Below are 25,995 nucleotides of genomic sequence, written 5' to 3'. Positions count from 1 at the left end.
ATGAGCTTGGCGCACAGCGGGCAGACTTGGCAAAGTTGGCAGACCTGGATCACGCTGGCCATTGGCCTGCTGGCCCTGGCCTACCTGGTGCGCCGCTGGTGGCCGGGCCGTGAGGCTGCCCACTTGGCCCAAAGTGGCACCCACTGCGGCACCGGCACGCCAGGCACGCCCACGGCCAGCTCATCGGCATCGGGCGCTTGCCAGAGCTGCAGTGGCGGCTGTGGCAGCGGCCCTGCCACGCCCTCGCGCGACCACCGCACCCACCGCGCCACCGCCCATGCGGTGCCCGGCGCCGAGGCGGTGCACTGGCACCCGCCGCGCCAGGCGAAACACTGACGCGCCATCGCGACAGCCCACCCGAGCGCCTTGCAGCGGGCCACCCGCCGTCAGGGGGGAGCCCCGCGTGCCGGGGGTGTGAGCGCACACCCAGGCTGCCTACACTGGGCTGATCCACGGCATTCCCAGCATCTCCTTGGGTGCTGGCGCCGAGGCCGGGCCCATCGGCCTGGCTGCTGACCTTGTTGCCCCCTTGCCCATGCGCCCCCTGTTCGCGATCGCTCCCCTGGCCCTGCTGCTGGCCTTCGCCGGTCCCCGCCCTGTGCGCTGGGACGCGGGTGAGCAGGCGCGCCAGGACGCCGAGCGCGCGACCTTGTCCAGCACGGCATCGGCCCCCGGACAGCACCCCGCCTCGGAACGCCAAACTGTGGAGCGTGCGCCGACGGCCCTGCACACCCCAGAGCGCACCCATGCGGGCCTCACCACCCTGACGGCCGAAGGCCCATTCCCCCGAAACCGACCCCGGTGATCGGCCCGCCCGGACGGCTCGCGCTACACTGTGGGCTTGCTCCGGGGTGTGTCCCGCGTGCGCTTCGACTTCGCTCGATGCCGCGCAGTGACGCTGAGATGGTGATGCACCGAACCCGTTGAACTTGATCCGGCTCATACCGGCGAAAGAAGAGCTGTCCTGTCTGGCCTGTGGTGGTCCGTGACGGGGGCAGCCCGATGTGCGTGCGCTGCTCCTGGGCCGCTGCGCATCGGGCTCACCCCTTCCCTGGTCGCTTTCCTGTGCCCGCTGGCACCCCTCGGAGCACGTGTCCCATGGCATCTGCCGTGGCACCTGTCCCACACCGAGGAGAGCCGACCGTGAATGCCCGAGACACCGCCCCAGACACCGCCCGAGACACCGCTCCGGGCACCGATCTGCCCCCCGCCGCCGCGTCCCTCCACGAGCGCACCCGCCTGACCCGCGAGCCACTGCCCGCTTCGCGCAAGGTCTATGTCGAGGGCAGCCATCCCGGCGTGCGCGTGCCGATGCGCGAAGTCTCGCTGACCAACGGCGAAGCGGTCACGCTGTACGACTGTTCGGGGCCCTACACCGACCCGGCCGTGGCCATCGACGTCACGCGTGGGCTGCCCGCGGTGCGCGAGGCCGCCGTGCTGTCGCGCGGCGACACCGAAGCCTACGCAGGCCGTGCCGTGCAGGCGCTGGACGATGGCCTGAAAGACGGTGAGCGCCACGACGCCCGCATGGCCGCCCTGCGCGAGGCCGCCTCGGGCCTGCAGCGCCAGCCGCGCCGGGCGCTCGGTGGCATCGGTGGTGGCCGCAACGTCACGCAGATGCACCACGCGCGCCAAGGCATCGTCACGCCCGAGATGGAATTCATCGCCCTGCGCGAGAACCAGCGCCGCATCGAGCTCGCCGAAGACTGGCGCGCCAAATATGGCAACGATGCCGAACGCGAAGCCCGCCTGCGTGGCAACCCCATGGGCGCCATGATCCCGCGCGAGATCACGCCCGAGTTCGTGCGCGACGAGGTCGCCCGTGGCCGCGCCGTCATCCCGGCCAACATCAACCACACCGAGCTGGAGCCGATGGTCATCGGGCGCAACTTCCTGGTGAAGGTCAACGCGAACATCGGCAACAGCGCCGTGAGCTCGTCGATCGAAGAGGAAGTCGAGAAGCTGGTGTGGTCCATCCGCTGGGGCGCCGACACGGTGATGGACCTGTCCACCGGCAAGCACATCCACACCACGCGCGACTGGATCGTGCGCAACAGCCCCGTGCCGATCGGCACCGTGCCCATCTACCAGGCGCTTGAAAAAGTGGGCGGCGTGGCCGAAGACCTCACCTGGGCCATCTTCCGCGACACGCTGATCGAGCAGGCCGAGCAGGGGGTGGACTACTTCACCATCCACGCCGGCCTGCGCCTGGCCTTCATCCACCTGACGGCCAACCGGCGCACGGGCATCGTCTCGCGCGGCGGCTCGATCCTGGCGAAGTGGTGCATCGCGCACCACAAGGAGAACTTCCTCTACACGCACTTCGAAGACATCTGCGAGATCATGAAGGCGTACGACGTGACCTTCTCGCTGGGCGATGGCCTGCGCCCGGGCTGCCTGTCCGACGCCAACGACGAGGCCCAGTTCGCCGAGCTGCGCACGCTGGGTGAGCTCACGCAGATCGCCTGGCAGCACGATGTGCAGACCCTCATCGAAGGCCCCGGCCACGTGCCCATGCACCTGATCCAGGCCAACATGCACGAGCAACTCGCGCATTGCCACGAGGCGCCTTTCTACACGCTGGGCCCGCTGACCATCGACATCGCGCCGGGCTACGACCACATCGCCTCGGCCATCGGCGCGGCCATGATCGGCTGGATGGGCACGGCCATGCTGTGCTACGTGACGCCCAAGGAGCACCTGGGCCTGCCCAACCGGGACGACGTCAAGCAAGGCCTGATCGCCTACAAGATCGCGGCGCACGCGGCGGACGTGGCCAAGGGGCATCCAGCCGCTCGGGCGCGCGACGATGCGCTCTCGCAAGCACGCTTTGACTTCCGCTGGCAGGACCAGTTCAACCTCGGCCTCGACCCCGAAACCGCGCGCGATTTCCACGACGAGACGCTGCCCAAGGACGCGGCCAAGGTGGCGCACTTCTGCTCGATGTGTGGGCCGAAGTTCTGCTCGATGAAGATCACGCAGGAGGTGCGCGAGTTCGCTGCGAAGCAAGGCCTGGCCGAGGGCGATGCGCTGCAACAAGGCATGGCCGCCAAGTCCGAGGAGTTCAAACAGGTGGGCGGCGAGCTCTACATCCCCATCCAGCCGGTTTGAGGCCACGGCCAGGTGCTCACCATGCGCAACATGACGATTGGCATCGCAGGCGCAGGGCTGCTGGGCCGCCTGCTGGCCTGGCAGCTCTCACGCCACGGCCACGAGGTGCAGGTGTTCGACCCGGCGCCGCACGCCCTGCCCACCCACGACGGGCAGGGCGCGGCGGGCTTCACGGCCGCCGGCATGCTGAGCCCGCTGGCCGAGCTGGACACGGCCGAGCCGGATGTGGCGGTGCGCGGTTGGCAGAGCATCGCGCACTGGCGGGCCATCGCGGCGGAGCTGGGCGAACACATCGCGCCCCGCAAGCCGCCCCGCAAACCGCCACGCACACCGCCCCACTTTGCCCAGCACGGCAGCCTGATGGTGGCGCACGGCCCCGACCTGGGTGCCGCGCGGCGGGTGCTGTCGCGCCTGGACCGCCCGCAGGCGCTGCTGGCTGCGGGATTCGCAGCGCACCAAACTCCAATCCATGCCCATGCCCAGCCCCAAGCGCTGAGCCCCGAACAACTGCGCGCGCTGGAGCCAGAGCTGCACGGCAGCGGCGGCCCGCTGCACGCCTGGCTGCTGCCCGGCGAGGCCCACATCGACACCGTGGCCATGATGCAGGCCCTGCACGACGGCGCCCCCGGCGCGCGCTGGCACTGGGGCACGCGGGTGCAGCAGGTCACGCCCGGATGCCTGTGGCTGGCCCCGCTGGCCGACCCCTCAGCGGCACCGGCCGCAGCGCACGCGTTCGATCTGGTCTGCGATGTGCGTGGGGTGGGTGCGCGCCCCGCCCTGCCCGTGCGCGGCGTGCGCGGCGAGGTGGTGTGGCTGCATGCGCCCGGCGTGAGGCTGCACCGCCCGGTGCGTCTGCTGCACCCGCGCCACCGCATCTACATCGTGCCCCGGCCCGGTGAGTGCCTGCTGGTGGGCGCCAGCGAGCTCGAAACCGAAGACCGCGGCCCCGTCACGCTGCGCAGCGCCGTCGAGCTCATGGCCGCGGCGCACAGCATCCTGCCAGCGCTGGCCGAGGCCCGCATCCTGCGGCTGGACGCCAACCTGCGCCCCGCCCTGCCCGACCACCGACCCCACATCCACACCGAGCCCGGGCTGATGCGCCTCAACGGCCTGTACCGCCACGGCTGGCTGCTGGCACCGTCCCTGGCCGACGAGGCCTTGCGGGCGCTGGCACTGCCGGGGTTACCGGGGTTGCCAGGGTTGCCAGACACGTCCATCGCCCCGTCCGCATGACAGGAACACCCTCGCGCATGACCCACCCAGACGCCCACACCCTCACCGTCCACACCGAGCGCGGCCCGCTGGCCTTGCCCGCCGACAGCACCCTGGCCGATGCGGTCGCGGCCCTGCTGGCTGGCACGCAAACCGATGCCACGCAAGTGGCCACTGCGGTCAACGGCAGCTTCGTGGCCCGACAGGCCCGCAGCGCCCACCCCCTGCACGATGGCGACACCGTGCTGTGCTTTTCCCCCATCACCGGAGGCTGACCCCCATGCGCCCTGAGCCCCACCACGCTGACACGGCCGACACCTGGCGCATCGGCGACACCGTGCTGCACAGCCGCTTCCTGCTGGGCACCGCCGGCCACCCCTCGCCCCAGGCCCTGCAAGATGCCATCGTCGCCTCGGGCAGCCAGGTGCTGACCCTGGGCCTCAAGCGCACGCTGGCGGCCAGCACGGGCGCGGTCGCCATGGGCCACGACAACGGCTTCGTGCAAACCATCCGCGACACGGCCCGCGCCCAAGGCGCCCACCTGCTGCCCAACACCGCCGGTTGCCGCAGCGCCCGCGAGGCCATCGCCCTGGCCCACATGGCGCGCGAGCTGCTCGGCACGCACTGGGTCAAGCTGGAGGTCGTCGGCGACGAACAGACCCTGCAGCCCGACCCCTTCGAGCTGGTCGATGCCGCACGCCAGTTGGTGGCCGATGGCTTCGAGGTGCTGCCATATTGCACCGATGACCTGATCAGCGCCCAGCGCCTGGTCGATGCCGGTTGCCGCATCCTCATGCCCTGGGCGGCGCCCATCGGCTCAGGCCTGGGCCTGCTCAACCCCTGGGCCCTGCGCACCCTGCGCGCACGCCTGCCCGGCATCACCCTCATCGTCGATGCGGGCCTGGGCGCGCCCTCGCACGCCACCGCCGCCATGGAGCTGGGCATGGACGCCGTGCTGCTGAACTCGGCCGTCTCGCAAGCCACCGACCCGGTGCGCATGGCCCGCGCCTTCCGCCACGCCGTGGCCGCCGGACGCGAAGGCTTCCGCGCGGGCCTGATGCCGACCAGCGATGTCGCCGTGGCCACCACGCCCGTCGGTGGCCAACCCTTCGTGCTGCTGTGAGCACCGAACTGTGAACGCCGCCCTGCCGATGACCTCCTCCCCGCCCATCGTCTGGAGCATCGCCGGCCTGGACACCGCCGGCGGTGCCGGCCTGAGCGCCGACCAGCGCGCCGCCGACGCCCTGGGCGTGCACCTGTGCCCCGTGGCCGCGGCCCTCACCGCCCAGCATTCGCAAGGTGTGGCCGCCGTCTGGCCGGTGCCGCCAGACCCGCTCCAGGCCCAGTTGCAGGCCCTGGCCGAAGACATGCCACCCAGCGTCATCAAGACCGGCCTCCTGGGCAGCGTGGCCGCCGTGCGCCTGGTGGCGCAATGCGTGGACCACTTCCGCGCCAGCACGCCCCCGGGCCAAGACCCCCACCGCCAACTGGCCCTGGTGGTGGACCCGGTGCTGGGCGCCTCGGCCGGTGGCGCCGCCTTTGCCGACGACGACGTCCGCCAGGCCTACCGCCAGTGGCTGCTGCCACGCGCCACCGTGCTCACGCCCAACCGCGCCGAAGCCCGTCTGCTGCTGCAACAAGCGGGCGGCCACGGCGGCCCGCGCGACACCCTGCCCGCGCTGGCGGCCGCCCTGCGCACCCTGGGCGCACGCAGCGTGGTCATCACCGGTGGCGACGCCCCCGACGAGGTGCCCTCACCCCATGGCCAGGCCTGGTGCCTGGATTGGCTGGACACCCCGCAAGCCCAGGGCTGGTTGTGCGCACCGCGCCTGGACGCCCCGCACCACCACGGCAGCGGCTGCACCTTCGCCAGCGGCGTGGCCGGCGCCTGGGCCCTGGGACACGCCGATGCCGATGCCATCGTGCTGGCCCACATGCTCACCCGCCAGGCCCTGGCGCAAGGTCATGCGGCAGGCCGCGGCGCAGGCCCGGTGCAGGCGCGTGCGGGCTTCGCGGCCGGCCCAGCACGCGGCGGCGCCCCCCTGCCCTGGCTGGGCCTGGGCACCGACCTGCCCTGGCAACTCAGCCTGGGCACGCCCAGCGCATCTGACAACCCCGCCCCCCCTGGCACACCCCGCACCCCGCCGCTGTTCGCCCCTTTCACCCCGCCCACCGACGGCCTCTACGGCATCCTGCCCGACCACGCCCTGCTGCAATCGGCCCTGGCCGCCGGCCTGCGCTGCGTGCAGCTGCGCCACAAGCACCCTGCCAGCCTGCAGGCCCTGCAAGCCCAGCTCGATGCCAGCCTGGCCGATGCCGCACAGGCGGGCGCCCAACTCTTCGTCAACGACCACTGGCGCGCCGCCCTGACCTTGCCGCCGCGCATGGCGACCGAAGCCGGCTTCCGCCTGGGCGTCCACCTGGGCCAGGAAGACCTCCAGGCCCTGAGCCCCGACGACCGCGCCCGCCTGCTGGCCGAACGCGACCGCATCATGCTCGGCCTGAGCTCGCACAGCCTGTGGGAGCTGGCCCGCGCGGCCGGTTGCGGCGCCAGCCTGATCGCCTGCGGCCCGGTCCAAGCCACCACCACCAAAGACATGCCCTGGCAGCCCCAGGGCGAAGACAACCTGCGCTGGTGGCTGGCCCACAGCCCCGCGCCGGTCGTGGCCATCGGCGGGCTGCTCACCCCGGCCGATGTGCGCCGCTTTGCCGCCTGCCAGCCCGCAGCCGTGTGCGTGGTGCGCGGCCTGGGGCTGAACGCCGCAGCCATGCAGGCGGCGGTGCCGGCGCTGCGCTCCGCGGTGAAGCTGGGCCGCAGCGAGATCGGCACCACGCAGGTGCACGACCCCGATTTGCCGCACCCCGTGCTCTGAGACCGCGCACCGCCCGGTGGAATCCCCGATGACGCGGTCGCGGCCCCTGCGTCATGCTGAGGCTCCAACCCAGGTCACCGGGAGGCCCCGTCCAGATGCCCGATCACCTGACCGATCAGCCACACGCTCCGACCGAACCCCACCTGCGGCTGATGGTGCTGGGCCCGCCGCTGCTGGTGCTGGCCCTGCTGTGCGGCCTCGGCGTGGGCAGCCTGCACATGATGGCCGCAGTGCGCGCCTACGTCACCGGCGAAAGCCTGTGGTCCAAGGCCCGCAGCGACGCGGTGATGGCGCTCGACGCGCACGTCCAGTCCGGCGAACCGCAAGCCTTCGCCCGCTTCGAGGCAGCACTGCAAGTCAACGATGGCGACCGCCGAGCCCGCGAGGCCCTGCTGCGCGACCCGGTCGATGTGGCGGCCGCACGCGCGGGCTTCCTGGCCGGCGGCAACCGCGCCAGCGACATCGACGGCATGATCGGCCTGTTCCGCCTGTTCGGCCAGAGCTGGATCTTCCGCGACGCCCTGCAAGCCTGGGTGGCCGGCGACCGCCTGCTCGCCGAACTGCGCGCCGTGGCGGCGCAACACCGCGCAGCCCACGGCCCCAGCACCCACGCCCCAGCCGACACCCGGGCCCGCATCCGGGACATCAACCAGCGCCTGCTGGCACAGGAAAAGCAGTTCATCGGCAGCCTCAACGAGGCCGCCCACACCACCGAAAACATCCTGCAGGCCTGCTTGCTGGCTGCCACCCTGCTGATGTCCGGCGCCTACACCTGGGTCGCGCTGCGCACGCTGCAGCGGCGCCAGCGCGACGCCCAGGCCATGCACCAGGCACGCGAACGCTGGGACCTGGCCGTGCGGTCCTCCGGCCTGGGCCGCTTCGACCTCGACATCGACAACCAGCGCTACACCCTGGACGCCCGCGCCGCCGAACTGCACGGCCTGGCGCCGCATGCGCTCAGCCTCGACCGCGATGCCCTGCGCCAGCGCATCCACCCCGACGACCGGGACGCCACCCGAAGGCAGCTCGACGACGCCATCCTGCACGGCCACATCGCCACCCTGCGCTACCGGGTGGTGCAGCCCGATGGCCGCGTCCGCCACGTCGAGAACACCGGGCGCGTCGGACTCACCCACCCGCACCGCGGGCTGCACCTGATGGGCGTGCTGCGCGATGTGACCGACGAGGTCGCCCAGGCCCAGGCCGAGGTCCAGCGGGATGCCGCCGAGCGGGTGGCGACATCCCAGCGGGCCTTCCTCTCTCGCCTCAGCCACGAACTGCGCACGCCGCTCAACGCCATCCTCGGCTTCGCGCAACTGCTCGACCTCGACCGCAGCAGCGGCATGTCCGCGCCCCAGCACCAGCAGGTGCAATGGATCCTGCGCGCCGGGCAACAGCTGCTGGCGCTGGTCGAGGACGTGCTGGACCTCAGCAAGGTCGAGGCCGGCGAGGTCAGCATGCGTCCGCAAACCCTGGTGCTGCAGCAGGTCGTGCGCGACTGCCTGCCCCTGGTGGAGGCCATGCGCGCCGAACGGCATGTGCACATCGTCGATGCCCTGCCCACCGCGCCCCTGCTGGTGACGGCCGACCCGCAGCGCCTGCAGCAGGTTTTCATCAACCTGCTGAGCAACGGCTGCAAGTACAACCGCGACGGTGGTCAGCTCAGCGTGTCGGCGCGCGAGGAGCCCGACGCCATCGTCATCGACCTCTGCGACACCGGCCTGGGCATGACCGCAGCCGAGCAAGCCGAGCTCTTCCAGCCCTTCAAGCGGCCCACGCAGGGCTCGGCCCACATCGAAGGCACGGGGCTGGGCCTGTACATCGTGCGGCAGTTGCTGCAGCGCATGCACGGCAGCGTGACGGTGCACAGCGAGGCCGGTCAGGGCAGCTGCTTCACGCTGCGGCTGCCACGCGGTGACGCCCCCCGCAAGGCCCACACCGACACCGAGCCCGCGTCACAGGCCCTCGTCTGACAACCACTGGCGCAGGGTGCGGACCATGTCGCGGTCGTTGTGCAGCCAGGCGTTGTGGCGGTAGTCGTTGTAGTAAGCCTCTTCGGGCGTCTGCGCGGCCAGGGCCTCGTAGGTGAAGCGCAGCACCATCTGCCCGGCTTGGGGCTCCTCGATGGCGATGCTCAAGCGGATGGGGGCGGTGTCGCCATGGGCCTGGGGCGTGAACACCAGGCGCTGCTCTGGCTCGACCACCACCTCGTCGTGCATGACGTGCTGCCCGAAATGCACGGTGCGCTGGATGCGGCCGGGTTCGGTCTCGGTCCAGTCGCAGCGCTCCGGGCCCATGGGAAAACGCTGCGGCATCTGCACCCGGACCATCAGGCCGCGCCAGAGCTGCTCGCGCGTGAACGGTGGCACGACGGTGCCGATGCTGACGCGGTGGGAGTTGATCTCGATGAGGTGTTCGAAGCGCATGGGCCAAGCTTAGCCCAGCCGCGCTCCGGTTTCCTGGCCTGCACGCACCGCTGACGCGGACGGCACCTGACGTCAACCGGATGCATCCGTGGTCAACACGGTCACCCAGGCAGAAGGACTAAACTGCGCACTTGGTTTTGCTGCCCTTCGCGCTCACCCAGCGCCGAACGCCCATGTCTTCCTGCTCAACGTCCACCCAGCCCACCAGCGCACCGGCCACCGCCGAGCGCCCGATCCAGCTCGTGCCCAAAAAGCCCGTGCTGAACGCCCACGGCTGCGGCGGTGACTGCACCGACCCCAACTTCGACAATGGCCGCTGGCCGCGCGCGAAGGTGCTGGACCTCTTCAACCTGCCCTTCAACGACCTGCTGTGGCAGGCCCAGCAGGTGCACCGCCAGCACTGGAACGCCAACGAGATCGAGCACGCCACGCTGCTGTCCGTGAAAACCGGCGGCTGCCCCGAAGACTGCGGCTACTGCCCGCAATCGGCGTCCTACGACACCGGCGTGGAAGCCAGCAAGCTGATGTCGCCAGATGAGGTGCGCGAGGCCGTGGTCGCCGCGCGCGACGCCGGCGCCAGCCGCTTCTGCATGGGCGCCGCCTGGCGAGCCCCGAAAGACCGCGACATCGAGAAAGTCGCCGAGCTGATCGGCGTCATCAAGCAAGAGGGCCTGGAAGCCTGCTGCACCCTGGGCATGCTGACCGACACCCAGGCCACGGCCTTGAAAGATGCCGGCCTGGACTACTACAACCACAACCTCGACACCGCGCCCGAGCTGTACGGCGACATCATCACCACGCGTGACCTGGAAGACCGCCTGCACACGCTCGAACACGTGCGCAAGGCCAAGCTGAAGGTGTGCAGCGGTGGCATCGTGGGCATGGGCGAAACGCGCGAAGGCCGCGCCGGCCTCATCGCCCAGCTGGCCAACCTGCCCACCTTCCCCGAGTCCGTGCCCATCAACGACCTGGTGCGCGTGCCCGGCACGCCGCTGGCCGACACCCCGCAGCTCGACCCGCTGGAATTCGTGCGCACCATCGCCGTGGCCCGCATCACCATGCCCACGGCCCGCGTGCGCCTGTCCGCCGGTCGCCAGGCCATGAGCGAGGCCGTGCAAGCGATGTGCTTCCTGGCCGGCGCCAACTCGATCTTCTACGGCGACAAGCTGCTGACCACCGGCAACCCCGAGTTCGAGAAGGACCAGGCGCTGATGGCCAAGCTCGGCCTGCAGAGCGGCAAGGCGGTGACGGCCCGCGTGAACGCCGGCTGAACGCTGGCTGAAACGGGGCGGACACCCTGTAGATCCCCGCACCGCGCCGGTTGTCCCGGCGCGATAATCCAGACCGCCCTGCTGGGTGGGAAGGAGCATGGATGTCGGTCTCTCGTCGCAAGCTGTTCAGCCTGCGTGCCACGGCGGGTTACGCCGTTTTCGCTGCGGCCTGGATCTTCTTGTCAGACCGCGTCCTCGGGCAGTTCAGTGACCCCGAGACCCTGGCCCGTTTCTCGATGTTCAAAGGGCTGGCCTTCGTCGCTGCGACGTCCGCCATCCTGTGGTTGACCCTGCAGAACGTCCCTGCCGAAGCCGACATCCAGCTGCTGGGAAGCACGCCGCAGCGCAGCCGCCGCACGGCCGTGCTCTGGGGCGTGGGCATGCCGGTGCTGGCCACCACCCTCCAATGGGACTTCTGGACACACCTCCAGCCCTTTGCGTGGCTGTTGTCGTACCCGGCGGTGTTCGTGGCCGCCTGGATGGGTGGCTGGATGGCGGGCATGCTGGCCACCTCCGTGTCCGCGGCCCTGACCTGGCTCGTTTTCCTCTCACCCCATGGGCACTGGGCCGTGCGCAACCCCGGCGAGACCATCGCGATGGGGGTGTTCGTGACCATGGGCCTGCTCATCAGCATGGGCATCGAGTGGCTGCACCGCACCGAGCAGCGCTCGGGCAACAGCAAATTCGAAGCGCTCGTCGAACAGACGCTGGCGGGGATCTACATCGTCCAGGGCGACGACTTCCTCTACGTCAACCCGGAGTTCGCGCGGATCCTGGGCTACGACAGCCCGCAGCAGATCGTCCAGCAAGTGCGCGTCAGCGAGCTGGTGGCCGAGGCAGACCGCGAACGCGTTCGCGCGCAGCTGCAGGACCGCTTCGACAACCCGGGCCGCGAGGTCCGCTACGGCTTTGCCGGTCGGCGCCGCGATGGCTCGACGGTGGCGCTGGAAGTCCACGGCCGCGGGTTGCAGACCACCAGCGGCAACGTCGTCATCGGCCTGGCCCTGGACGTCACCGAACAACGCCACACCGAGACCGCCTTGCGCGACAAGCAGGCCCTGCTCGACCGCATGAGCACGCTGGCCAAGGTCGGCGGCTGGGGCATCGATGTTGCCACCGGCATGGGCACCCGCACGGACGGCGCAGCGCGCATCCTGGACCTCGACCCGAGCGACCCCGCTTCGCTGACCTTCCACGACGGCTTGAAATACTTCCAGGGCGAGCACCACGACCGCATCGCCCAGACCCTGCGCCAGGCCGTCGAACGCGGCGAGCCCTACGCGCTGGAGTTGCAACTCACCAGTGCCAAGGGGGCGGTCAAATGGATCCGCACCCAGGGTGAGCCCGTGCAATGCGATGGCCGCGTGGTGCGCATCGAAGGCGCCATCCAGGACATCAGCGAGGTGCAGCAAGCCCGTGCCGCGCTGCAGGCCCACCAGGAGCGCCTGGAGCAAACCGTCCGCGAGCGCACCGCCGAACTCGAAGCGGCCCGCCAGGAGGCCGAGCGCCTGACCCGCATCAAGAGCGAATTCCTGGCCAACATGAGCCACGAGATCCGCACACCGCTCAATGGCGTGCTGGGCCTCGCACAGATCGGGTTGCGCGACCACAGCGGCCCGGCCCGGCAGGTGTTCGAGCAGATCAACGCCTCGGGGCGCTTGCTGCTGGGCATCATCAACGACATCCTGGATTTCTCGAAGATCGAAGCCGGCAAGCTGCACATCGAGCTGCAGCCGGTCGATCTGCGGGCCCTGATCGACCGCACCGTCGCAGTGGTGCGTGAGCGCGCCGACGGCAAAGGGCTGGCGATCCACGTCGCGCTGGCCGACGACCTGCCGCCCACGTGCATGGGCGATGCCCTGCGGCTGGAGCAGATCCTCTTGAACCTGCTGTCCAACGCGGTCAAGTTCACGGCCCAGGGCGAGGTCCACGTCCATGCCAGCTTGCGCCACACCCGGCTGGTGCTGACCGTCACCGACACCGGCATCGGCATGCGCCCGTCGCAAGTTGACCGCCTGTTCCAGCCCTTCGAACAGGCCGACGGCTCGACCACCCGGCAGTACGGTGGCACCGGCCTGGGCTTGACGATCACCAAGCGCCTGGTGGAGATGCTGGAAGGCGACATCCAGGTCCACAGCGCTCCCGGTCAGGGCACGCGCTTCGAGGTGAGCTTGCCATTCCTGCCTGCACAGGCTGCGCCCGCAGCGGCCCATGCCACGCCCCAGGCACCCGCCACACCGCCAGCGGTGCAGCCACAGCGCTTGCGCCGCCTGGAGGGCTTGCGCATCCTGGCCGCCGAAGACAACCCGGTCAACCAGATGGTGCTGACAGAGCTGCTGGCCTTCGAGGGCGCCCACGTCACGATGAGCGACAGCGGCCTGGCGGTGGTGGCCGAGCTGCAGGCCAGTGGCCGCGCGGCCTTCGACGTGGTGCTGATGGACATCCAGATGCCATTGATGGACGGCTACGAGGCCACCCGCCTGATCAAGGCCTTCGCACCGACCCTGCCGGTGATCGGCCAGACCGCCCACGCCATGGCCGAAGAGCACCACAAGTGCCGGGCTGCAGGCATGGTGGACCTGGTCGTCAAACCCATCGAGCTGGAGGCGCTGGTGCAGACGCTGCTGCGGCACGCCCCGGCCGACTTCGCTTGAGCCGATGGCAGTGGCGATGGCAGTGGGCCTTGGCCCGCGCCCGTTGATCAGCCCCGCTTCCTGGGCACCCACGCCCAGACCATCTCGGCCTGGATGGGCTGCTCGCCCGAGGCGTCGGTGATGGTCACGGGCACCGTCACCTCGCCCTTGTCCTGCGTGAGGATCTGCTGGATTTGCTCCGGGCGCAGGCTGGCCGCGGCCACCATGTCGCCCTGCGAGCGGCGCACGTAGTCGATCTTCATCGTCTTGATGAGCGGCAGCTTGTCGTCGGGCAGGTTCATGCCCACGCAAAAGCCCGTGGCGGTCTCGGCCAGCAAGGCCATGGCCGCGGCGTGCACGCCCTGGATGTGGTTTTGCACCTTGCGCTGGTTGCGGATGCGCACCACCACGCGCTGCGGTGTGATCTCTTCATAGCGCAAACCCGCCGTGCCCACCAGCGGCACCACGCGGCCCAGCGCGAAGCTGGTGGCCCAGGTGCGCAGGCCCCGGGGCAGGCGCTGGAACCCGGCGACGGTGCGGGCGAGCTTGTTCGGGGTGCGGGCAGTGGACATGGTGCGGGCCGAGGAAGGTGGCGGCCAAGGAAGGAGGCCGAAGGGCCCGGATGGTAAGGGCAAACGCCCCCATCCGCCACACATCAGCCCACATCCGCTGCGATCTCAGACCGACATCAACCCCGTCAACGGCGAGTTGCCCGCAAAAGCCGCCCGATGTGGCGCGATGCGGTCCAGCGCCGCGGCATCGCTCACGCCCATCCAGCGCGCCAGGGCCTCGGCGAGGTGGTCCACCGCCATCGTGGGCAGCAAGCGGCCTTGCCCGATGTTCTGCGCGCCACTGTCGTGGTCGGTGACCTCGGGCCAGTCTCCCCAGAAGCGCCCGCCCTGCACCGCGCCGCCCATGACGAAGTGGTGCGATCCCCAGCCGTGGTCGGAGCCATCGCCGTTGGAGCTCAGCGTGCGGCCGAAGTCGCTGGCGGTGAAGGCCGTGACCTGGTCGCGCATCTGCAGCGCGTCAAGGTCGGTGTCGAGCTGCGCCAGGGCCTCGTCGAGTTGCGCCAGCAGCACCGGGTGCTGGCCGCTGAGGTTGTCGTGCAGGTCGAAGCCGCCGAGCGAGACGAAAAACACCTGGCGGCGCAAGCCGGTGCCGCCGGAACCCGCTGCCCCCGCCGCGCCCAGGTTGCGGTGGGCCGCCATGATGCGCGCCGCCGTGCGCAGCTGGTCGGCCAGCGGGTTGCCGCTGGGCTGCGTGCGCTCGGCCGGCACGGTGATGGCCGAGAGCTTGTCCAGCAGCACAGCGTTGGTGTCCATGGCGCGGCGCATGATGGCGCTGTGCTCCTTGGCCAGGCGGTGCACCGCGGGCTCCTGGGTGCCGACCAGGGCCTTGAAGGCATCGACGCAATCTTGCGAGCCCAGCATGTTGGCCGGCTGCAAGGCCAGCAGGCGGTCCGGACCCAGCGGGTTGACCATGAACTGCCCGGCCTGCTGCCCCGCCAGGTACACGGCGTTGCCCGCCAGGTTCACGCAGCTCAGCGACTCGGTGGCCTGCGCGGCGCGGTTGAGCAGCAAGCCCTGGTCGCCGATGACGCCGCCCCAGCCCACGGTGCTGCCCTCGGCCGCATGCGACTGCCACACCGATTGCTGGTCGTTGTGCGAGAACAGCTTGGGCGGCAGCGCCACGCTGCGCGCCCTGAACTGCGCCAGCGTCGTGGGCTGCTGCAAGGGGCCGATGTTGAGCAGCACCGCCAGGCGGCGCTCGGTGTTGAACAGGTTCTGCAGCTTCGGCAAGGCCGGCGACAGCGCCAGCTGCCCACCCGCCAAACCCGCCACGGCAGGCGCCGTTGCCAGCGGTGACAGCGGCAAGAGCTGCGCACGTGGCGTGGCCAGGGCGCCGCGCAGGCGGGCGTACAGCGCGTGGCCGCCCGCGTCCACCGGCACGACGGTGTTGGCGTGGTCGTTGCCGCCTTGCAGGAACACACAGACCAGGGCCTTGTAGCCATCGCCGGTGTTGCTGAGCGCCGCGGCGGCATCGGCCGAGGCCGCCATGGCGGCCAGGTTCATGCCCCAGGCGGGGAGGGTTGCGCCCAGCGACAAGGCGCCGCCGCGGCGCAGGAAGTCACGCCTGGAGGCCTGCTGCGGCAGCGCATCGGAAGGGAGGGGGGGGTGCGACATGGGCGGGCTCCTTCAGCGCTGCACGAGGTAATCGGGCGAGACCAGCATCAGGTAAAACGCCATCTGGACGCGGCGCAACTGCTGCTCGGCGCTGGTGGCCGGCAGGCTGCGCACGGCCCGGGTGACGAGGTCCACGCTGGCCGCGGCCAGGGCGCGCCCGCTGAGCTGCAGGTTGAGGCGGTCCACCAGCTTGGCCGGGTCGCTCGCCAGGGGCAACCAATCGCTGTAATCCACCACCAGGCCTTGCTGGGGCGAGCCCGCGATGTGCGTCAGCATGAAGTTGGCATAGCCGATCACGGTGGATTCGTTCGTGATCTGGAACTCGGGCGCGACAAAGCCATCGGCACTGACGCCGGAGTTCAAAGGCACGTAACCCGGCCGGAAGAAGTTGAAGACCGAGGGTGAGCGCAGCGGGCTCTGGCCAAGCCGGTCGCTGGCCGACAGGTCTCCCACCGACCACCGGTTGTCGGTGGAACGCAACTGGACCAGGCGGGCCCACTGCACGAAGCGCAGCATGGGCTCGCGCAACTTGCTGCGCCGCACCGCCGCGGTGCCGGACAGGGCGCGCCGCGCCAGCGGGTCCATCAACACGGCGCGGATCACGGCCTTCAGGTCGCCACCGGTGTCGCGGAACACCCGCGTCACCCGCTGCACGTGGACGGGCTCGGGGTTGCTGGACACCAGCCGCTGGATGAGCTGGCGGGCAAAGAACGGCGCCACGTTCGGATGGGCGCAGATGCCGTCCAGCGCGGCCTTCAGGTCCTGTGCGCCACCGGCGCCGGCGGGCAGTGTCAGGCCCAGGAAGGCCTTGGCGTCGTCGTCATGCCGGTCGGCCACCAGGGTCATGGGGCGGCGCGTGTAGTCCGGCAAGGTGCCCAGGGTGTAGCTCGGGGGGGTGGGCCGGTCGAAATCCCAGCCGGTGAGCGCCCGCGCCAGCTCGGTGACGTCCTGGATGCCGTAGGTTTCGCCGCCCGCGGGCTGGCCGCCGTCGTCCAGGCGCACCAGGCCGATGGTGAAGAGCTGCAGCAGTTCGCGCGCGAAGTTTTCGTCGGGGCGGCGCCCGCCGGCATCGGCCTTCTGGCTGCCGCGCAGGCTGAGGTAGGTGCCCATGGCCGGCGACAGGGTGATGGCCTCGATCAGCTCGCGGAAGGTGCCGAAGCAATGCTTCTCCAGCAGGTCCCAGTAGGCCAGGCAGGCCATGTGGCCCCAGGGGATGGGCATGTTGCGCTGCGAAACCACGAAGATCTCCGACAAGGCCAGCACGATGCGCTGGCGCAGCACGTCGTCGGACGTGATCAGGCGGAACCACAGCGCGCTGTCGAGCCCGAAATCACCGCCGATGTGGGCGTAGTTCTGCCCGCTGGCGTCCAACGCCAGCGCGCCCTGGTCCAGCGCCAGTTGGAAAGCGGTGCGGCCGTTGAGGGCCGTGGCGCTGTCGGTGCGCGCGGGCTTGGCGAATTGCTCGTCGAGCCAGGCCTTGTAATTCAAGCCGCCATTGACCAGGCGGGTCACCTCGGCCATGGGCGCCGACAAGGCCGCCTGGCCCAGGAAACGCGCGGCATCCTCTTCCGGCAGCAAGGCGGTGGTGCCGGCCAGGACTTGCGGGTCGTCCGTGGGCGCAGGCGCAGGCGCTGGGTCCCCCCCGCCGCCACCGCATCCCGCCAAGGGGGCCATGGCCGTCAACGTGACCGCGGCAGGCCAGGCCAGATGGCGCTCACCGGCAGACGGCGCCGCGCTGGCAGGCGGTGCGCCGAGGTCACGCCCCTGTGATTCCCTGTGTTCTGTCATGTTGGCACCGGTCTTTGTGTGTCGGTGCCAATGTAGCGTCAGCCCATGGGTGCAGCGTGACATCCCCCTCAAGCAAAGGTGAGCGTGTGTGACATCGCTCAGCGGCCAACCTGCGTCGGCTCACGCCGCCAGCGCGGATCCTTCACGCAAGCGCTGCGCCGCCTGCACCATGTTGCGCAAGGCCGCTTCGGTTTCCGGCCAGCCGCGGGTCTTGAGGCCGCAGTCGGGGTTGACCCACAGCCGCTCGGCCGGGATCACCTCGGCGGCACGTTGCAGCAGGCGCACCATGGCATCGACCGAAGGCACGCGCGGCGAGTGGATGTCGTACACACCGGGGCCGATCTCGTTGGGGTAATCGAAGGCACCGAAGCCGTCGAGCAGTTCCATGGCCGAGCGCGAGGTCTCGATGGTGATGACGTCGGCGTCGAGCGCGGCGATGGCCGGCAGGATGTCGTTGAACTCCGAGTAGCACATGTGCGTGTGGATCTGGGTGTCGTCGCGCACGCTGCAGGCCGAGACCTTGAAGGCCTGTACCGCCCAATCGAGATAGCGCGGCCAGTCCGTGCGGCGCAGCGGCAAGCCTTCGCGGAAGGCCGGTTCGTCGATCTGGACGATGCGGATGCCAGCCTGCTCCAGGTCGCTCACCTCGTCGCGGATGGCCAGCGCGAGCTGCAGCGCGGTGGTGTCGCGCGGCTGGTCATCGCGCACGAAGGACCATTGCAGCATCGTCACCGGGCCGGTCAACATGCCCTTCATGTGCCGCGTGGTCAGCGACTGGGCGTAGCGTGTGGTCTCCACCGTCATCGCCTCGGGCCGGAAGACATCGCCGTAGAGCACCGGCGGCTTCACGCAGCGCGAGCCATAGCTTTGCACCCAGCCGTTGTCGGTGAAGGCGTAGCCCCAGAGCTGCTCGCCGAAGTACTCGACCATGTCGTTGCGCTCGGCCTCGCCGTGCACCAGCACGTCCAGACCGAGCTCTTCCTGCTTGCGCACCACGGCCTCGATCTCGGCGCGCATGCGCTGCAGGTAGTCGGTGGCGCTGAGCTCACCACGGCGCCAGGCGGCACGGGCCTGGCGGATCTCGGCCGTCTGCGGGAAGGAGCCGATGGTGGTGGTGGGCAGCGGTGGCAGCTGCAGGGCCTCGCGCTGCGCGGCCTGGCGCTGCACGAAGGGGCTGTGGCGCTGGGCCATGTCGGCGCTGATGCGCTGCAGGCGCTTTTGCACCACGGGGTTGGTCACGCGGCCCGAGGCGCGGCGCGCGGCCAGGGCCTGGGCATTGGCTTGCAGGGCCTCGGCCACGCTGTCAACACCGTCGCGCAAGCCTTGGGCCAGCACCTTCAACTCACCGATTTTTTCGGTGGCGAAGGCCAGCCAGCTGCGCACCTCGGCATCGAGCTTGACCTCGTGGGCCAGCGTCACCGGCACGTGCAACAGCGAGCACGAGGGCGCGATCCACAGGCGATCGCCCAAGCGCGCTTGCAAAGGCTGCAGCCACGCCAGGATGCGGCCCAGGTCGCTGCGCCAGATGTTGCGCCCATCGACCACGCCCACCGACAACACCGCCTGCGGCGGCAGCGCGGCCAGCCACGCGTCGAGCTGCTGCGGCGCCCGCACCAGGTCGATGTGGAAGCCCTGCACCGGCAGCTGTGCGGCCAACACGGCGTGGTCGGCCGCGGTGTCGAAATAGGTGGCCAGCAGCAGCTTCAGGCCGGGCGTGGCCAGCTCGTCGTACGCGGGCTGGAAGGCGGCCAGCCAGTCGGCAGGCAGGTCCAGGCAAAGCACGGGCTCATCCACCTGCACCCACTGCACACCGCGCTGCTGGAAGCCCGCGAGGAGGCGGCGGTAGGCCTGCACCAGGCGGGGCAGCAGGCTGAGGCGGTCAAAACCCGCGCTGGCGGCGGACTGGGCGCCATGCACCTTGGACAGCCACAGGAAGCTGATGGGCCCCAGGATGACGGGCTTGGGCACAAGGCCCTGGGCCAGCGCCTCATCGACCTCGTCGAACAACCAGTCCACGCCGCCGTCAAAGGCGGTGTCCGCGCTCAGCTCGGGCACGAGGTAGTGGTAGTTGGTGTCGAACCACTTGGTCATCTCCATGGCGGGCTGGTCGGCGCGACCACGGGCCAGTTCGAAGTACTGCGACAGCGTCAGGCGCTTGGCGTCGAAACCGAAGCGTGCGGGCAAGGCGCCCAGTGTGGCCGCGAGCGTGAGCGTGGTGTCGTACCAGGCGAAGTCGCCCACGGCCACCTGGGCCAGGCCCGCCTCACGCTGCAAGGCCCAGTGGCGCTGGCGCAGGGTGCGGCCGGTGTCGCGCAGTTGCGCCTCGCTGCTGTCGCCGCGCCAGAAGCTTTCCAGGGCGAACTTCAGCTCGCGGTGCGCGCCCATGCGCGGGAATCCCAGGGTGTGTGCGTGTGTCATGTGCTGCCTTCTGTGCCTTGTTCGGCGTGTGTCCAGGCCCCACGTCAGGCGGGGCGATGGCAGGCAGTGTGGCCAGCGGCACCACATGAATCAAGCGAGATGTTTTCACATCGACTTGAATTCAATTCATGTCGATGAAGGTGGCAATGAAGGTGGCAATGAAGGTGGCGATGAGGGCATCGATGTGCTCGCAGAGATCGGGCCATCGCGGTCGATGTGGCCGTCCACCAGCTCGATGACGCGGTCGCAGCGCGCGGCCAGGCGCGGGTCGTGCGTGACCACGAGGAAGGACGTGCCCACCTCGTCGTGGATGCGGCGCATCAGGCCGAACACCTCGTTGGACGAGGCGGTGTCCAGATTGCCGGTGGGCTCGTCGGCCAGCACCAAGGCCGGCTGCAGCATCAAGGCCCGCGCGATGGCCACACGCTGTTGCATGCCACCCGAGAGCTGCGCGGGCGTCCGGTCCATCGCATGGGCCAGGCCCACCGCATCAAGCAACTCGCGCGCACGAGCACGGGCTTGCGGGGTGACCACGCCATCGCGCACCCGGGCGGGCATGGTCACGTTCTCTTCGGCCGAGAACGCGGGCAGCAGGTGGTGGAACTGGAAGACGAAGCCCAGCGTGTCGCGGCGCAGGCGCGTGAGGCCATCGTCATCGAGCGCACTGACGGCCTTCCCGGCCAGCACGTACTCGCCGGCGCTGGCGCGCTCCAGCAGGCCCAGCACATTGAGCAAGGTGCTTTTGCCCGAGCCAGACGGGCCGATGAGGGCGGCGAACTCGCCCTGGCGGATGCGCAGGTCCAGGCCGTGCAGCACCTCGATCTCGTTGGGCTGGCCAGCGTTGTACACCTTGCGGATGCCACTGAGCTGGACCAGCTCGGCGCCCATCTGGCGGGCCGATGGGTTGGCCGATGGGCTGGCTGTTGGGTTGGCGGTGATGCGCTTGGGGAGTGCCATGGCCTCGCTCACATCCGGATGGCTTGCGCCGGGTCCATGCGCGCGGCGCGGCGGGCCGGTGCCACGGCGGCGAGCAGGCCTGCGGCCAAGGCCATCGCCATCGTCTGCAGGGCGGTTTCGGGCGGCAGGGTGATGCTGAACAGCGGCAGGCCATCTGCGCCACGCACGAAGGTGGTGAATACCTTGATCATGCCCATGGCGATGCCCGCGCCCAAGACCGAGCCCAGCAAACCCACCATCCCGCCCTGGATGAGGAAGATGCGCAAAACCTGCGCCCGTTGCGCGCCCATGGCCCGCAGGATGCCGATTTCACGCTGCTTCTGCACCACCGAGACCACCAGCACGCTGGCGATGCCGAGCACGACCACCACCATCACCACGCTGCGGATGAGCGTGGTGCTGATGCTCTGCGCATTGAGCGCCGTGACCAGCTGGGTGTTGGCGTCCTGCCAGCTCTCGACCTTGCATGGCAGCTCGCGCGCCAGCGATGCGGCCAGGGCCTGCGCGGCCCAGACGTCGTTGACGCGCAGGTCGATCTGCGTGGCGCCGCCGGTGAGGTCGAGCAGGCTTTGCGCGGAGCGCTGCGGCACGATGACGACGCGCCGGTTGAGGTCCTTGATGCCCAGGTCCACCAGGCCATTGATGCGCACCGAATCGCTGCGGCTGTCGGTGCTGAGGGTGATGCGGTCGCCCACGCGCACGCCGAGGTCTTCGGCCAGGGTCTTGCCGACGATGGCTTCGCCCGGCCCGATGCGGAAGCTGCCCGCCACCAGTTTTTCGCGCAGGTTGACGATGCGGTCGTAGCGCGCCAGGTCCACGCCCGTGAGCGCGATGGCGCGGGTGGCCTCGCCGCGCCGCGCCAGGGCCGCACCCGAGGTCATGGGCGAGACAGCCGTGATGCCAGCGCGGCGCGACATGGCCGCATCCACCGCCGGCCAGTTGGCGATGGTGCGCAGACGCTGGGCCCGGGCCTGGGTCTCGCTGGCATGGCGCTCACCGGGGGCCACCGGCCAGGCCGGCGCCACGCGCTCGTCGGGCGGCGAGATCACGATGTGCGCCTGCGCCCCGAGCGTCTTGTTGAGCGTGTTGGTCTGCAAGCCCGTGACCAGCGCCGAGATGTAGGCCACCACGGCCACGCCTGCGGCCACCCCCACGATGATGAGCAAGCTCTGAAAGCGCCCCTCGCGCAAGAAGCGCAAGGCCACGCTGAACTCGAAGGCCAGGGGCAGCGCTTGGGTCAACGCGAGAACCCCTGGCTGACGGCATTGCCGAAGGTCTCGCCGGTGTCGGCCGCCTTGCGCGCGGTGGACGCAGTCTCCACACGGCGGGCGCGCACCCGCACACCCGGCGTCAGGGTCGGGTCGAGCAGGACCAGGTCATCGTCCTGCAGGCCGGAAAGCACCTCCACCTCGGACAGGGTGCGCAGGCCCAGCTTGAGCTCGCGCACCACGGCACGGCCCCCTTCGGCGACCAGCACGGCGCCCGTGGCCGCACCATCGCGCGGATCGGCCGGTGCCGCGGCGGCAGCGGTTGCGCGCAAGGCTCGCAAAGGCAGGACGCGGGCCTCTCGCCGCTCGCCGGTGAGCACCTCGACGGACAAGGTCATGTCCTCGCGCAGGAAATCGGGGCGGGTGTCGGGGCCGGTGTCGGGGCGCGTGTCAGGCGGGCCGGCCACCACCAAGGTGACTTCGACCGAACCGCTTTGCGCGTTCACCGACGGCGCGAGGCGGTCCACCAGGGCATCGAAGGGGCGCTCGGGGTAGGCATCGGCCAGCACGCGTGCGCGCTGCTTCGGCTGCAGCTGCGCCAGGAAGCGCTCGTCCACCTGGGCCTGCAGCTCCAGCGGCCCCTGCACGGCCACCGTCAGCAAGGCCTTGCCGGCCTGCACGATCTGGCCGGGCTCGACGCTGCGCACCAGCACCCGGCCCGGCCCCGGCGCGCGCAAGGTGTACTGGGCCAGCTTGGCCCGCGCGGCCTCCACCGTCGCACGCGCGGCCTCGAACTGCGCCTGGGCGTTGGCGCGCTCAGCGCCCGTGCGGCCGTTGGCCTGCGTTTGCACACGCGCCACATCGCGCAGGGCACGGGCCACATCGACCGCGCGCTTCGACTCGTCGAGCTTTTGCTGGCTGTAGAACTTCTGCGCCACCAGCTCCTGGGTGCGCACGAGGTCACGCTCGGCGGCCTGCAGGTTGGCATCGGCCTGGGCCAGGCTGGCCTGCGCCGTGGGCAATGACAGCGCCGACTGGCTCTCCAGGCGGGCGCGCGCCTGCTGCCAACTGGCCTCGGCCTGCGCCAGGGCGGCGCGGGGCTCTTCGGCTTCGAGTTCAACCAGCGCGTCGCCAGCACGCACGGCATCGCCTTCCTGCACCCGCACCTTGGCCACACGGGCCGTCAGCGTCGCGCCAAGTTCCACCCGCGCCGGGGTCTTGACGCGCGCGCTGAACTGCACGGTGCGCACCAGGGGTGCACGCACCAGCGAGACCGCGTCGGTGCGGGCGGGCATGAACGTGCGCCATGCCAGGAAAGCGCCCACGGCCAGCAGGGCCCACAGACCCCACTGGGCCACGCGCCAGGAGAACACCTTCATCGTGCAGACCATGAAGCCAGTGAAGACACCAAGGTATCACGAAGCCACACCGCCCCGGCACCGACCCAGATCAAGCCGACAGGTGCCTCTGCCAGAACGCCGACATGCGCGACCAGGCCTGCGCCGCGCAATCGGCATCGTGCACCTCGGGCCGGCTGTGGTTGAAGAAGGCGTGCTGCGCGGGGTAATGGAACACCTCGGGCGACTGGCCCTCGCCTTGCATGGCCTGCTGCAGGGACGCGGCCGCGGCCGGTGTGCACCAGGTGTCGGCCATGGCGAAATGGCCCTGGAAGGGGATGCGGATGCGCGACGGGTCGGCCACCTCTTTCGGCGGGATCCCGTAGAAGCACACCGCCGCCGACAACCCAGGCACGTGCACGGCCGCGGCCACGGTGAGCGCACCGCCCATGCAGAACCCCATGATGCCGACCTTGCGCCCGCCCTGGCCCAGCCAGGCCACACAAGCCGCGAGGTCCTGGTGCGTGGCGTCCATGAAATCCAACCCGTTCATCAGGCGGCCGGCCTCGTCGGCATCGGTCGTCTGGCGGCCGCGGTAGAGGTCGGGCGACAGCACGGTGTGGCCCGTGGCGGCCAGGCGGTCGGCCACCTCGCGGATGTGGCCATTGAGGCCCCACCACTCCTGGACGAGGACGATGGCAGGGGTGGATGCCGTGGCCCCGGGCGCCTCGGCCAGGTAAGCAGGCAGGGTGGCGCCATCGGGGCGCGGCACGTCGATCATCTGACCCATGGGATCTCCAGCGAGGGTTGGCAAGAAGGGCGCCTCATTGTGCCGCAGCAGCATCCACATGAATAGAATGCAGGTACTTCACATCCTTGACACAAACGGCTCATGATCGACCTTCGGCACTTGCGCTCCCTCGTGGCCATCGCCGACACCGGCAAGCTGGCCACCGCCGCCGAGCGCGTGCACCTGAGCCAGTCGGCCCTGTCGCACCAGATCCGCGGGCTGGAGGCGCACCACGGCCTGCCGCTGTTCGAGCGCACCCCGCAAGGCCTGCGCTTCCTGCCCGCCGGCGAACGCCTGCTGGCCCTGGCGCGCACCGTGCTGGCCGAGGTGCAAGCCGCCGAGCGCGACCTGCAGCAGCTCAACGGCCAGGCCACGGGCGAGCTGCGCATCGCGCTGGAATGCCACACCTGCTTCGACTGGCTCATGCCCGTGATGCACCGCTTCCGCCAGCGCTGGCCCGGTGTCGAGGTGGACCTGGTGGCCGGCTTCCACGCCGACCCCATCGCCTTGCTGAAAGAAGGCCGCGCCGACCTCGTCATCGGCACACCACCGAAGGCGCAGCGCCCCTGGCACGTGCTGCCGCTGTTCCGCTTCGAGATCCTGGCCGTGCTGGCCAACGACCACCCGCTGCGCCACAAGCGCCACCTCAGCGCGTGCGACTTCGCTGGCGAAACCCTCATCACCTACCCGGTGCCCGAGGCCCGCATCGACCTCATCCGCGAAGTGCTGCAGCCTGCCGGCGTGCAGGTGCAGCGCCGCACCGCCGAGCTCACGGTGGCCATCGTGCAACTGGCCGCCAGCCGCCGCGGCGTGGCCGCCCTGCCCAGCTGGGGCCTGCAAAGCTACCTCTCGCACGACTACGTGCAAGGCCTGCGCATCGGCCCGAAAGGCCTGTGGAGCGCGCTGCACGCCATCTGCCCCAAGGCCCTGGCCAGCCGCCCCTACATGCAGGACATGGCCGAGATCATGCGCAGCGAATGCGCGCAGCTGCCGGGCATCGAGTGGCTGGCCTGAGGCGCCCCTGGGCCTCGGCGGACGCGGCGAATTCGGCGAAGATGCGCGCATGAACCTCCAGATCCAGGAACTCGCCACCGGCCCCGCGCCAACCGCCAGCCTCATCGTCCTGCACGGCCTGGGTGCCGATGGCAGCGACTTCGCGCCCTTCTGCCAGGAGCTCGACTTCAGCGGTGTGCCTGGCCTCGGCGCAGACGGCGGCCTGCGCTTCGTGCTGCCCAGCGCCCCGGTGATGCCGGTGAGCCTCAACGGCGGGCATGAGATGCCCGCCTGGTACGACATCCTGCCCGTGCCGCACAGCGACACCTCGGGCCACAGCGGCCCACGCCGCGAAGACGAGGCCACGCTGCGCCGCGCACAAGGCTGGATCGACGGCCTGGTCCAGCGCGAGATCGACCGCGGCATCCCCAGCGACCGCATCGTGCTCATGGGCTTCTCGCAGGGCTGCGCCATGACGCTGATGGCTGGCCTGCGCAACCCGCACCGACTGGCGGGCCTGATCGCGCTGTCGGGCTACCTGCCCTTGCTCGACACCACCGCAGCCGAGCGCCACCCGGCCAACCAGCACACGCCCATCTTCATGGCCCATGGCGATGCCGACGACGTGGTCGTGCCCGCACGGGGCGCTGCGGCCCGTGACCATTTGCGCGGCCTGGGCTACACCGTGGACTGGCACTGACCTGCCCCCTCTTGCCATACCAATCAGTTGGAGAAAGGTCCAGGGGTTTGCAGGTTAACTGATCCTGCGTTGGTGGTTGATGGGTTGGCGTT

21 protein-coding genes and 1 riboswitch are annotated in these 25,995 nt (G+C 70.3%); of the genes, 12 read left to right on the top strand and 9 right to left on the bottom strand.

Going from position 1 to position 25,995, the window contains the following annotated elements:
- The 8 genes from EV672_RS14585 to EV672_RS14550 all read left to right on the top strand — a co-directional run bounded on the left by EV672_RS14585 (position 1) and on the right by EV672_RS14550 (position 9,169).
- Positions 1-336: a hypothetical protein gene (locus EV672_RS14585; RefSeq protein ID WP_133610497.1), complete on the top strand. Its 336-nt coding sequence runs from the start codon at positions 1-3 to the stop codon at positions 334-336.
- Between the two features lie 193 nt (positions 337-529).
- Positions 530-805 carry a hypothetical protein gene (locus tag EV672_RS14580; protein ID WP_166643590.1) on the top strand — a complete coding sequence of 92 codons (276 nt, stop codon included), beginning with the start codon at positions 530-532 and terminating at the stop codon, positions 803-805.
- A 32-nt stretch (positions 806-837) separates the two neighbouring features.
- A riboswitch (TPP riboswitch) is annotated at positions 838-973 on the top strand.
- A gap of 227 nt (positions 974-1,200) precedes the next feature.
- Positions 1,201-3,111: a phosphomethylpyrimidine synthase ThiC gene (gene thiC / locus EV672_RS14575; protein WP_243738717.1), complete on the top strand. Its 1,911-nt coding sequence runs from the start codon at positions 1,201-1,203 to the stop codon at positions 3,109-3,111.
- 21 nt (positions 3,112-3,132) lie between these two features.
- Positions 3,133-4,344, top strand: a complete 1,212-nt coding sequence (locus EV672_RS14570) for an FAD-dependent oxidoreductase (RefSeq protein WP_133610492.1) — start codon at positions 3,133-3,135, stop codon at positions 4,342-4,344.
- 17 nt (positions 4,345-4,361) lie between these two features.
- A complete protein-coding gene (gene thiS / locus EV672_RS14565) occupies positions 4,362-4,598 on the top strand; it encodes a sulfur carrier protein ThiS (protein ID WP_133610490.1) in 237 nt (78 codons plus the stop codon).
- A gap of 5 nt (positions 4,599-4,603) precedes the next feature.
- Positions 4,604-5,446, top strand: a complete 843-nt coding sequence (locus tag EV672_RS14560) for a thiazole synthase (RefSeq protein WP_133610488.1) — start codon at positions 4,604-4,606, stop codon at positions 5,444-5,446.
- Between the two features lie 28 nt (positions 5,447-5,474).
- Complete coding sequence (locus tag EV672_RS14555) at positions 5,475-7,196, top strand: bifunctional hydroxymethylpyrimidine kinase/phosphomethylpyrimidine kinase (protein ID WP_166643589.1); 1,722 nt, start codon at positions 5,475-5,477, stop codon at positions 7,194-7,196.
- Between the two features lie 95 nt (positions 7,197-7,291).
- Positions 7,292-9,169, top strand: a complete 1,878-nt coding sequence (locus EV672_RS14550) for a sensor histidine kinase (RefSeq protein WP_133610485.1) — start codon at positions 7,292-7,294, stop codon at positions 9,167-9,169.
- Here EV672_RS14550 and EV672_RS14545 read toward each other — a convergent pair.
- Complete coding sequence (locus EV672_RS14545; RefSeq protein ID WP_133610483.1) at positions 9,152-9,622, bottom strand: AtaL-like protein; 471 nt, start codon at positions 9,620-9,622, stop codon at positions 9,152-9,154. The two genes, EV672_RS14550 and EV672_RS14545, sit on opposite strands and share 18 nt — an antisense overlap.
- 173 nt (positions 9,623-9,795) lie before the next feature.
- Here EV672_RS14545 and bioB point away from each other — a divergent pair, with 173 nt between their 5' ends.
- Entirely contained in the window at positions 9,796-10,893 is a 1,098-nt protein-coding gene (gene bioB, locus EV672_RS14540; RefSeq protein WP_133610481.1) for a biotin synthase BioB, read from the top strand.
- A 101-nt stretch (positions 10,894-10,994) separates the two neighbouring features.
- On the top strand, positions 10,995-13,547 hold the full coding sequence (locus tag EV672_RS14535; RefSeq protein ID WP_133610479.1) for an ATP-binding protein: 2,553 nt from the start codon (positions 10,995-10,997) through the stop codon (positions 13,545-13,547).
- 47 nt (positions 13,548-13,594) lie between these two features.
- Here the strand turns inward: EV672_RS14535 and EV672_RS14530 are convergent, their stop codons facing one another.
- The 8 genes from EV672_RS14530 to EV672_RS14495 all read right to left on the bottom strand — a co-directional run bounded on the left by EV672_RS14530 (position 13,595) and on the right by EV672_RS14495 (position 24,210).
- Positions 13,595-14,098 (bottom strand): DUF4442 domain-containing protein, encoded by a 504-nt coding sequence (locus EV672_RS14530; protein WP_133610478.1) that lies wholly within the window; start codon positions 14,096-14,098, stop codon positions 13,595-13,597.
- Between the two features lie 105 nt (positions 14,099-14,203).
- The gene (locus EV672_RS14525; RefSeq protein WP_133610476.1) at positions 14,204-15,712 is read right to left on the bottom strand and encodes a DUF1501 domain-containing protein; all 1,509 of its coding nucleotides are present in this window, start codon (positions 15,710-15,712) and stop codon (positions 14,204-14,206) included.
- Between the two features lie 12 nt (positions 15,713-15,724).
- Entirely contained in the window at positions 15,725-17,500 is a 1,776-nt protein-coding gene (locus EV672_RS14520; RefSeq protein ID WP_166643588.1) for a DUF1800 domain-containing protein, read from the bottom strand.
- A 120-nt stretch (positions 17,501-17,620) separates the two neighbouring features.
- Complete coding sequence (gene metE / locus EV672_RS14515) at positions 17,621-19,918, bottom strand: 5-methyltetrahydropteroyltriglutamate--homocysteine S-methyltransferase (RefSeq protein WP_133610472.1); 2,298 nt, start codon at positions 19,916-19,918, stop codon at positions 17,621-17,623.
- 126 nt (positions 19,919-20,044) lie between these two features.
- A complete protein-coding gene (locus tag EV672_RS14510) occupies positions 20,045-20,806 on the bottom strand; it encodes an ABC transporter ATP-binding protein (protein ID WP_133610694.1) in 762 nt (253 codons plus the stop codon).
- 77 nt (positions 20,807-20,883) lie between these two features.
- Entirely contained in the window at positions 20,884-22,116 is a 1,233-nt protein-coding gene (locus EV672_RS14505) for an ABC transporter permease (RefSeq protein ID WP_243738709.1), read from the bottom strand.
- A complete protein-coding gene (locus EV672_RS14500; protein ID WP_166643587.1) occupies positions 22,113-23,462 on the bottom strand; it encodes an efflux RND transporter periplasmic adaptor subunit in 1,350 nt (449 codons plus the stop codon). Before EV672_RS14500 ends, EV672_RS14505 begins: the two co-directional genes overlap by 4 nt.
- 70 nt (positions 23,463-23,532) lie before the next feature.
- Positions 23,533-24,210 (bottom strand): dienelactone hydrolase family protein, encoded by a 678-nt coding sequence (locus tag EV672_RS14495; protein ID WP_133610469.1) that lies wholly within the window; start codon positions 24,208-24,210, stop codon positions 23,533-23,535.
- 102 nt (positions 24,211-24,312) lie between these two features.
- Here EV672_RS14495 and EV672_RS14490 point away from each other — a divergent pair, with 102 nt between their 5' ends.
- Together EV672_RS14490 and EV672_RS14485 are read left to right on the top strand one after the other, a co-directional pair.
- Entirely contained in the window at positions 24,313-25,224 is a 912-nt protein-coding gene (locus tag EV672_RS14490; RefSeq protein ID WP_133610467.1) for a LysR family transcriptional regulator, read from the top strand.
- A gap of 49 nt (positions 25,225-25,273) precedes the next feature.
- Positions 25,274-25,903 carry an alpha/beta hydrolase gene (locus EV672_RS14485; RefSeq protein WP_133610465.1) on the top strand — a complete coding sequence of 210 codons (630 nt, stop codon included), beginning with the start codon at positions 25,274-25,276 and terminating at the stop codon, positions 25,901-25,903.
- Positions 25,904-25,995: the final 92 nt, after the last annotated feature.

Source organism: Aquabacterium commune (assembly GCF_004362855.1).
GTDB lineage: Bacteria > Pseudomonadota > Gammaproteobacteria > Burkholderiales > Burkholderiaceae_C > Aquabacterium > Aquabacterium commune.
This window is presented reverse-complemented; position numbering and strand designations above follow the sequence as displayed.

Excerpts from the sequence above, each read along its gene's own strand:
- EV672_RS14500 (WP_166643587.1), bottom strand. The coding sequence starts at position 23,462 with ATGAAGGTGTTCTCCTGGCGCGTGGCCCAGTGGGGTCTGTGGGCCCTG.
- EV672_RS14545 (WP_133610483.1), bottom strand. The coding sequence starts at position 9,622 with ATGCGCTTCGAACACCTCATCGAGATCAACTCCCACCGCGTCAGCATC.
- EV672_RS14535 (WP_133610479.1), top strand. The coding sequence starts at position 10,995 with ATGTCGGTCTCTCGTCGCAAGCTGTTCAGCCTGCGTGCCACGGCGGGT.
- EV672_RS14550 (WP_133610485.1), top strand. The coding sequence starts at position 7,292 with ATGCCCGATCACCTGACCGATCAGCCACACGCTCCGACCGAACCCCAC.
- EV672_RS14525 (WP_133610476.1), bottom strand. The coding sequence starts at position 15,712 with ATGTCGCACCCCCCCCTCCCTTCCGATGCGCTGCCGCAGCAGGCCTCC.
- EV672_RS14530 (WP_133610478.1), bottom strand. The coding sequence starts at position 14,098 with ATGTCCACTGCCCGCACCCCGAACAAGCTCGCCCGCACCGTCGCCGGG.
- EV672_RS14510 (WP_133610694.1), bottom strand. The coding sequence starts at position 20,806 with ATGGGCGCCGAGCTGGTCCAGCTCAGTGGCATCCGCAAGGTGTACAAC.
- EV672_RS14490 (WP_133610467.1), top strand. The coding sequence starts at position 24,313 with ATGATCGACCTTCGGCACTTGCGCTCCCTCGTGGCCATCGCCGACACC.
- EV672_RS14485 (WP_133610465.1), top strand. The coding sequence starts at position 25,274 with ATGAACCTCCAGATCCAGGAACTCGCCACCGGCCCCGCGCCAACCGCC.
- EV672_RS14555 (WP_166643589.1), top strand. The coding sequence starts at position 5,475 with ATGACCTCCTCCCCGCCCATCGTCTGGAGCATCGCCGGCCTGGACACC.
- EV672_RS14585 (WP_133610497.1), top strand. The coding sequence starts at position 1 with ATGAGCTTGGCGCACAGCGGGCAGACTTGGCAAAGTTGGCAGACCTGG.
- thiS (WP_133610490.1), top strand. The coding sequence starts at position 4,362 with ATGACCCACCCAGACGCCCACACCCTCACCGTCCACACCGAGCGCGGC.
- bioB (WP_133610481.1), top strand. The coding sequence starts at position 9,796 with ATGTCTTCCTGCTCAACGTCCACCCAGCCCACCAGCGCACCGGCCACC.
- EV672_RS14495 (WP_133610469.1), bottom strand. The coding sequence starts at position 24,210 with ATGGGTCAGATGATCGACGTGCCGCGCCCCGATGGCGCCACCCTGCCT.
- EV672_RS14520 (WP_166643588.1), bottom strand. The coding sequence starts at position 17,500 with ATGACAGAACACAGGGAATCACAGGGGCGTGACCTCGGCGCACCGCCT.
- EV672_RS14570 (WP_133610492.1), top strand. The coding sequence starts at position 3,133 with ATGCGCAACATGACGATTGGCATCGCAGGCGCAGGGCTGCTGGGCCGC.
- metE (WP_133610472.1), bottom strand. The coding sequence starts at position 19,918 with ATGACACACGCACACACCCTGGGATTCCCGCGCATGGGCGCGCACCGC.
- EV672_RS14560 (WP_133610488.1), top strand. The coding sequence starts at position 4,604 with ATGCGCCCTGAGCCCCACCACGCTGACACGGCCGACACCTGGCGCATC.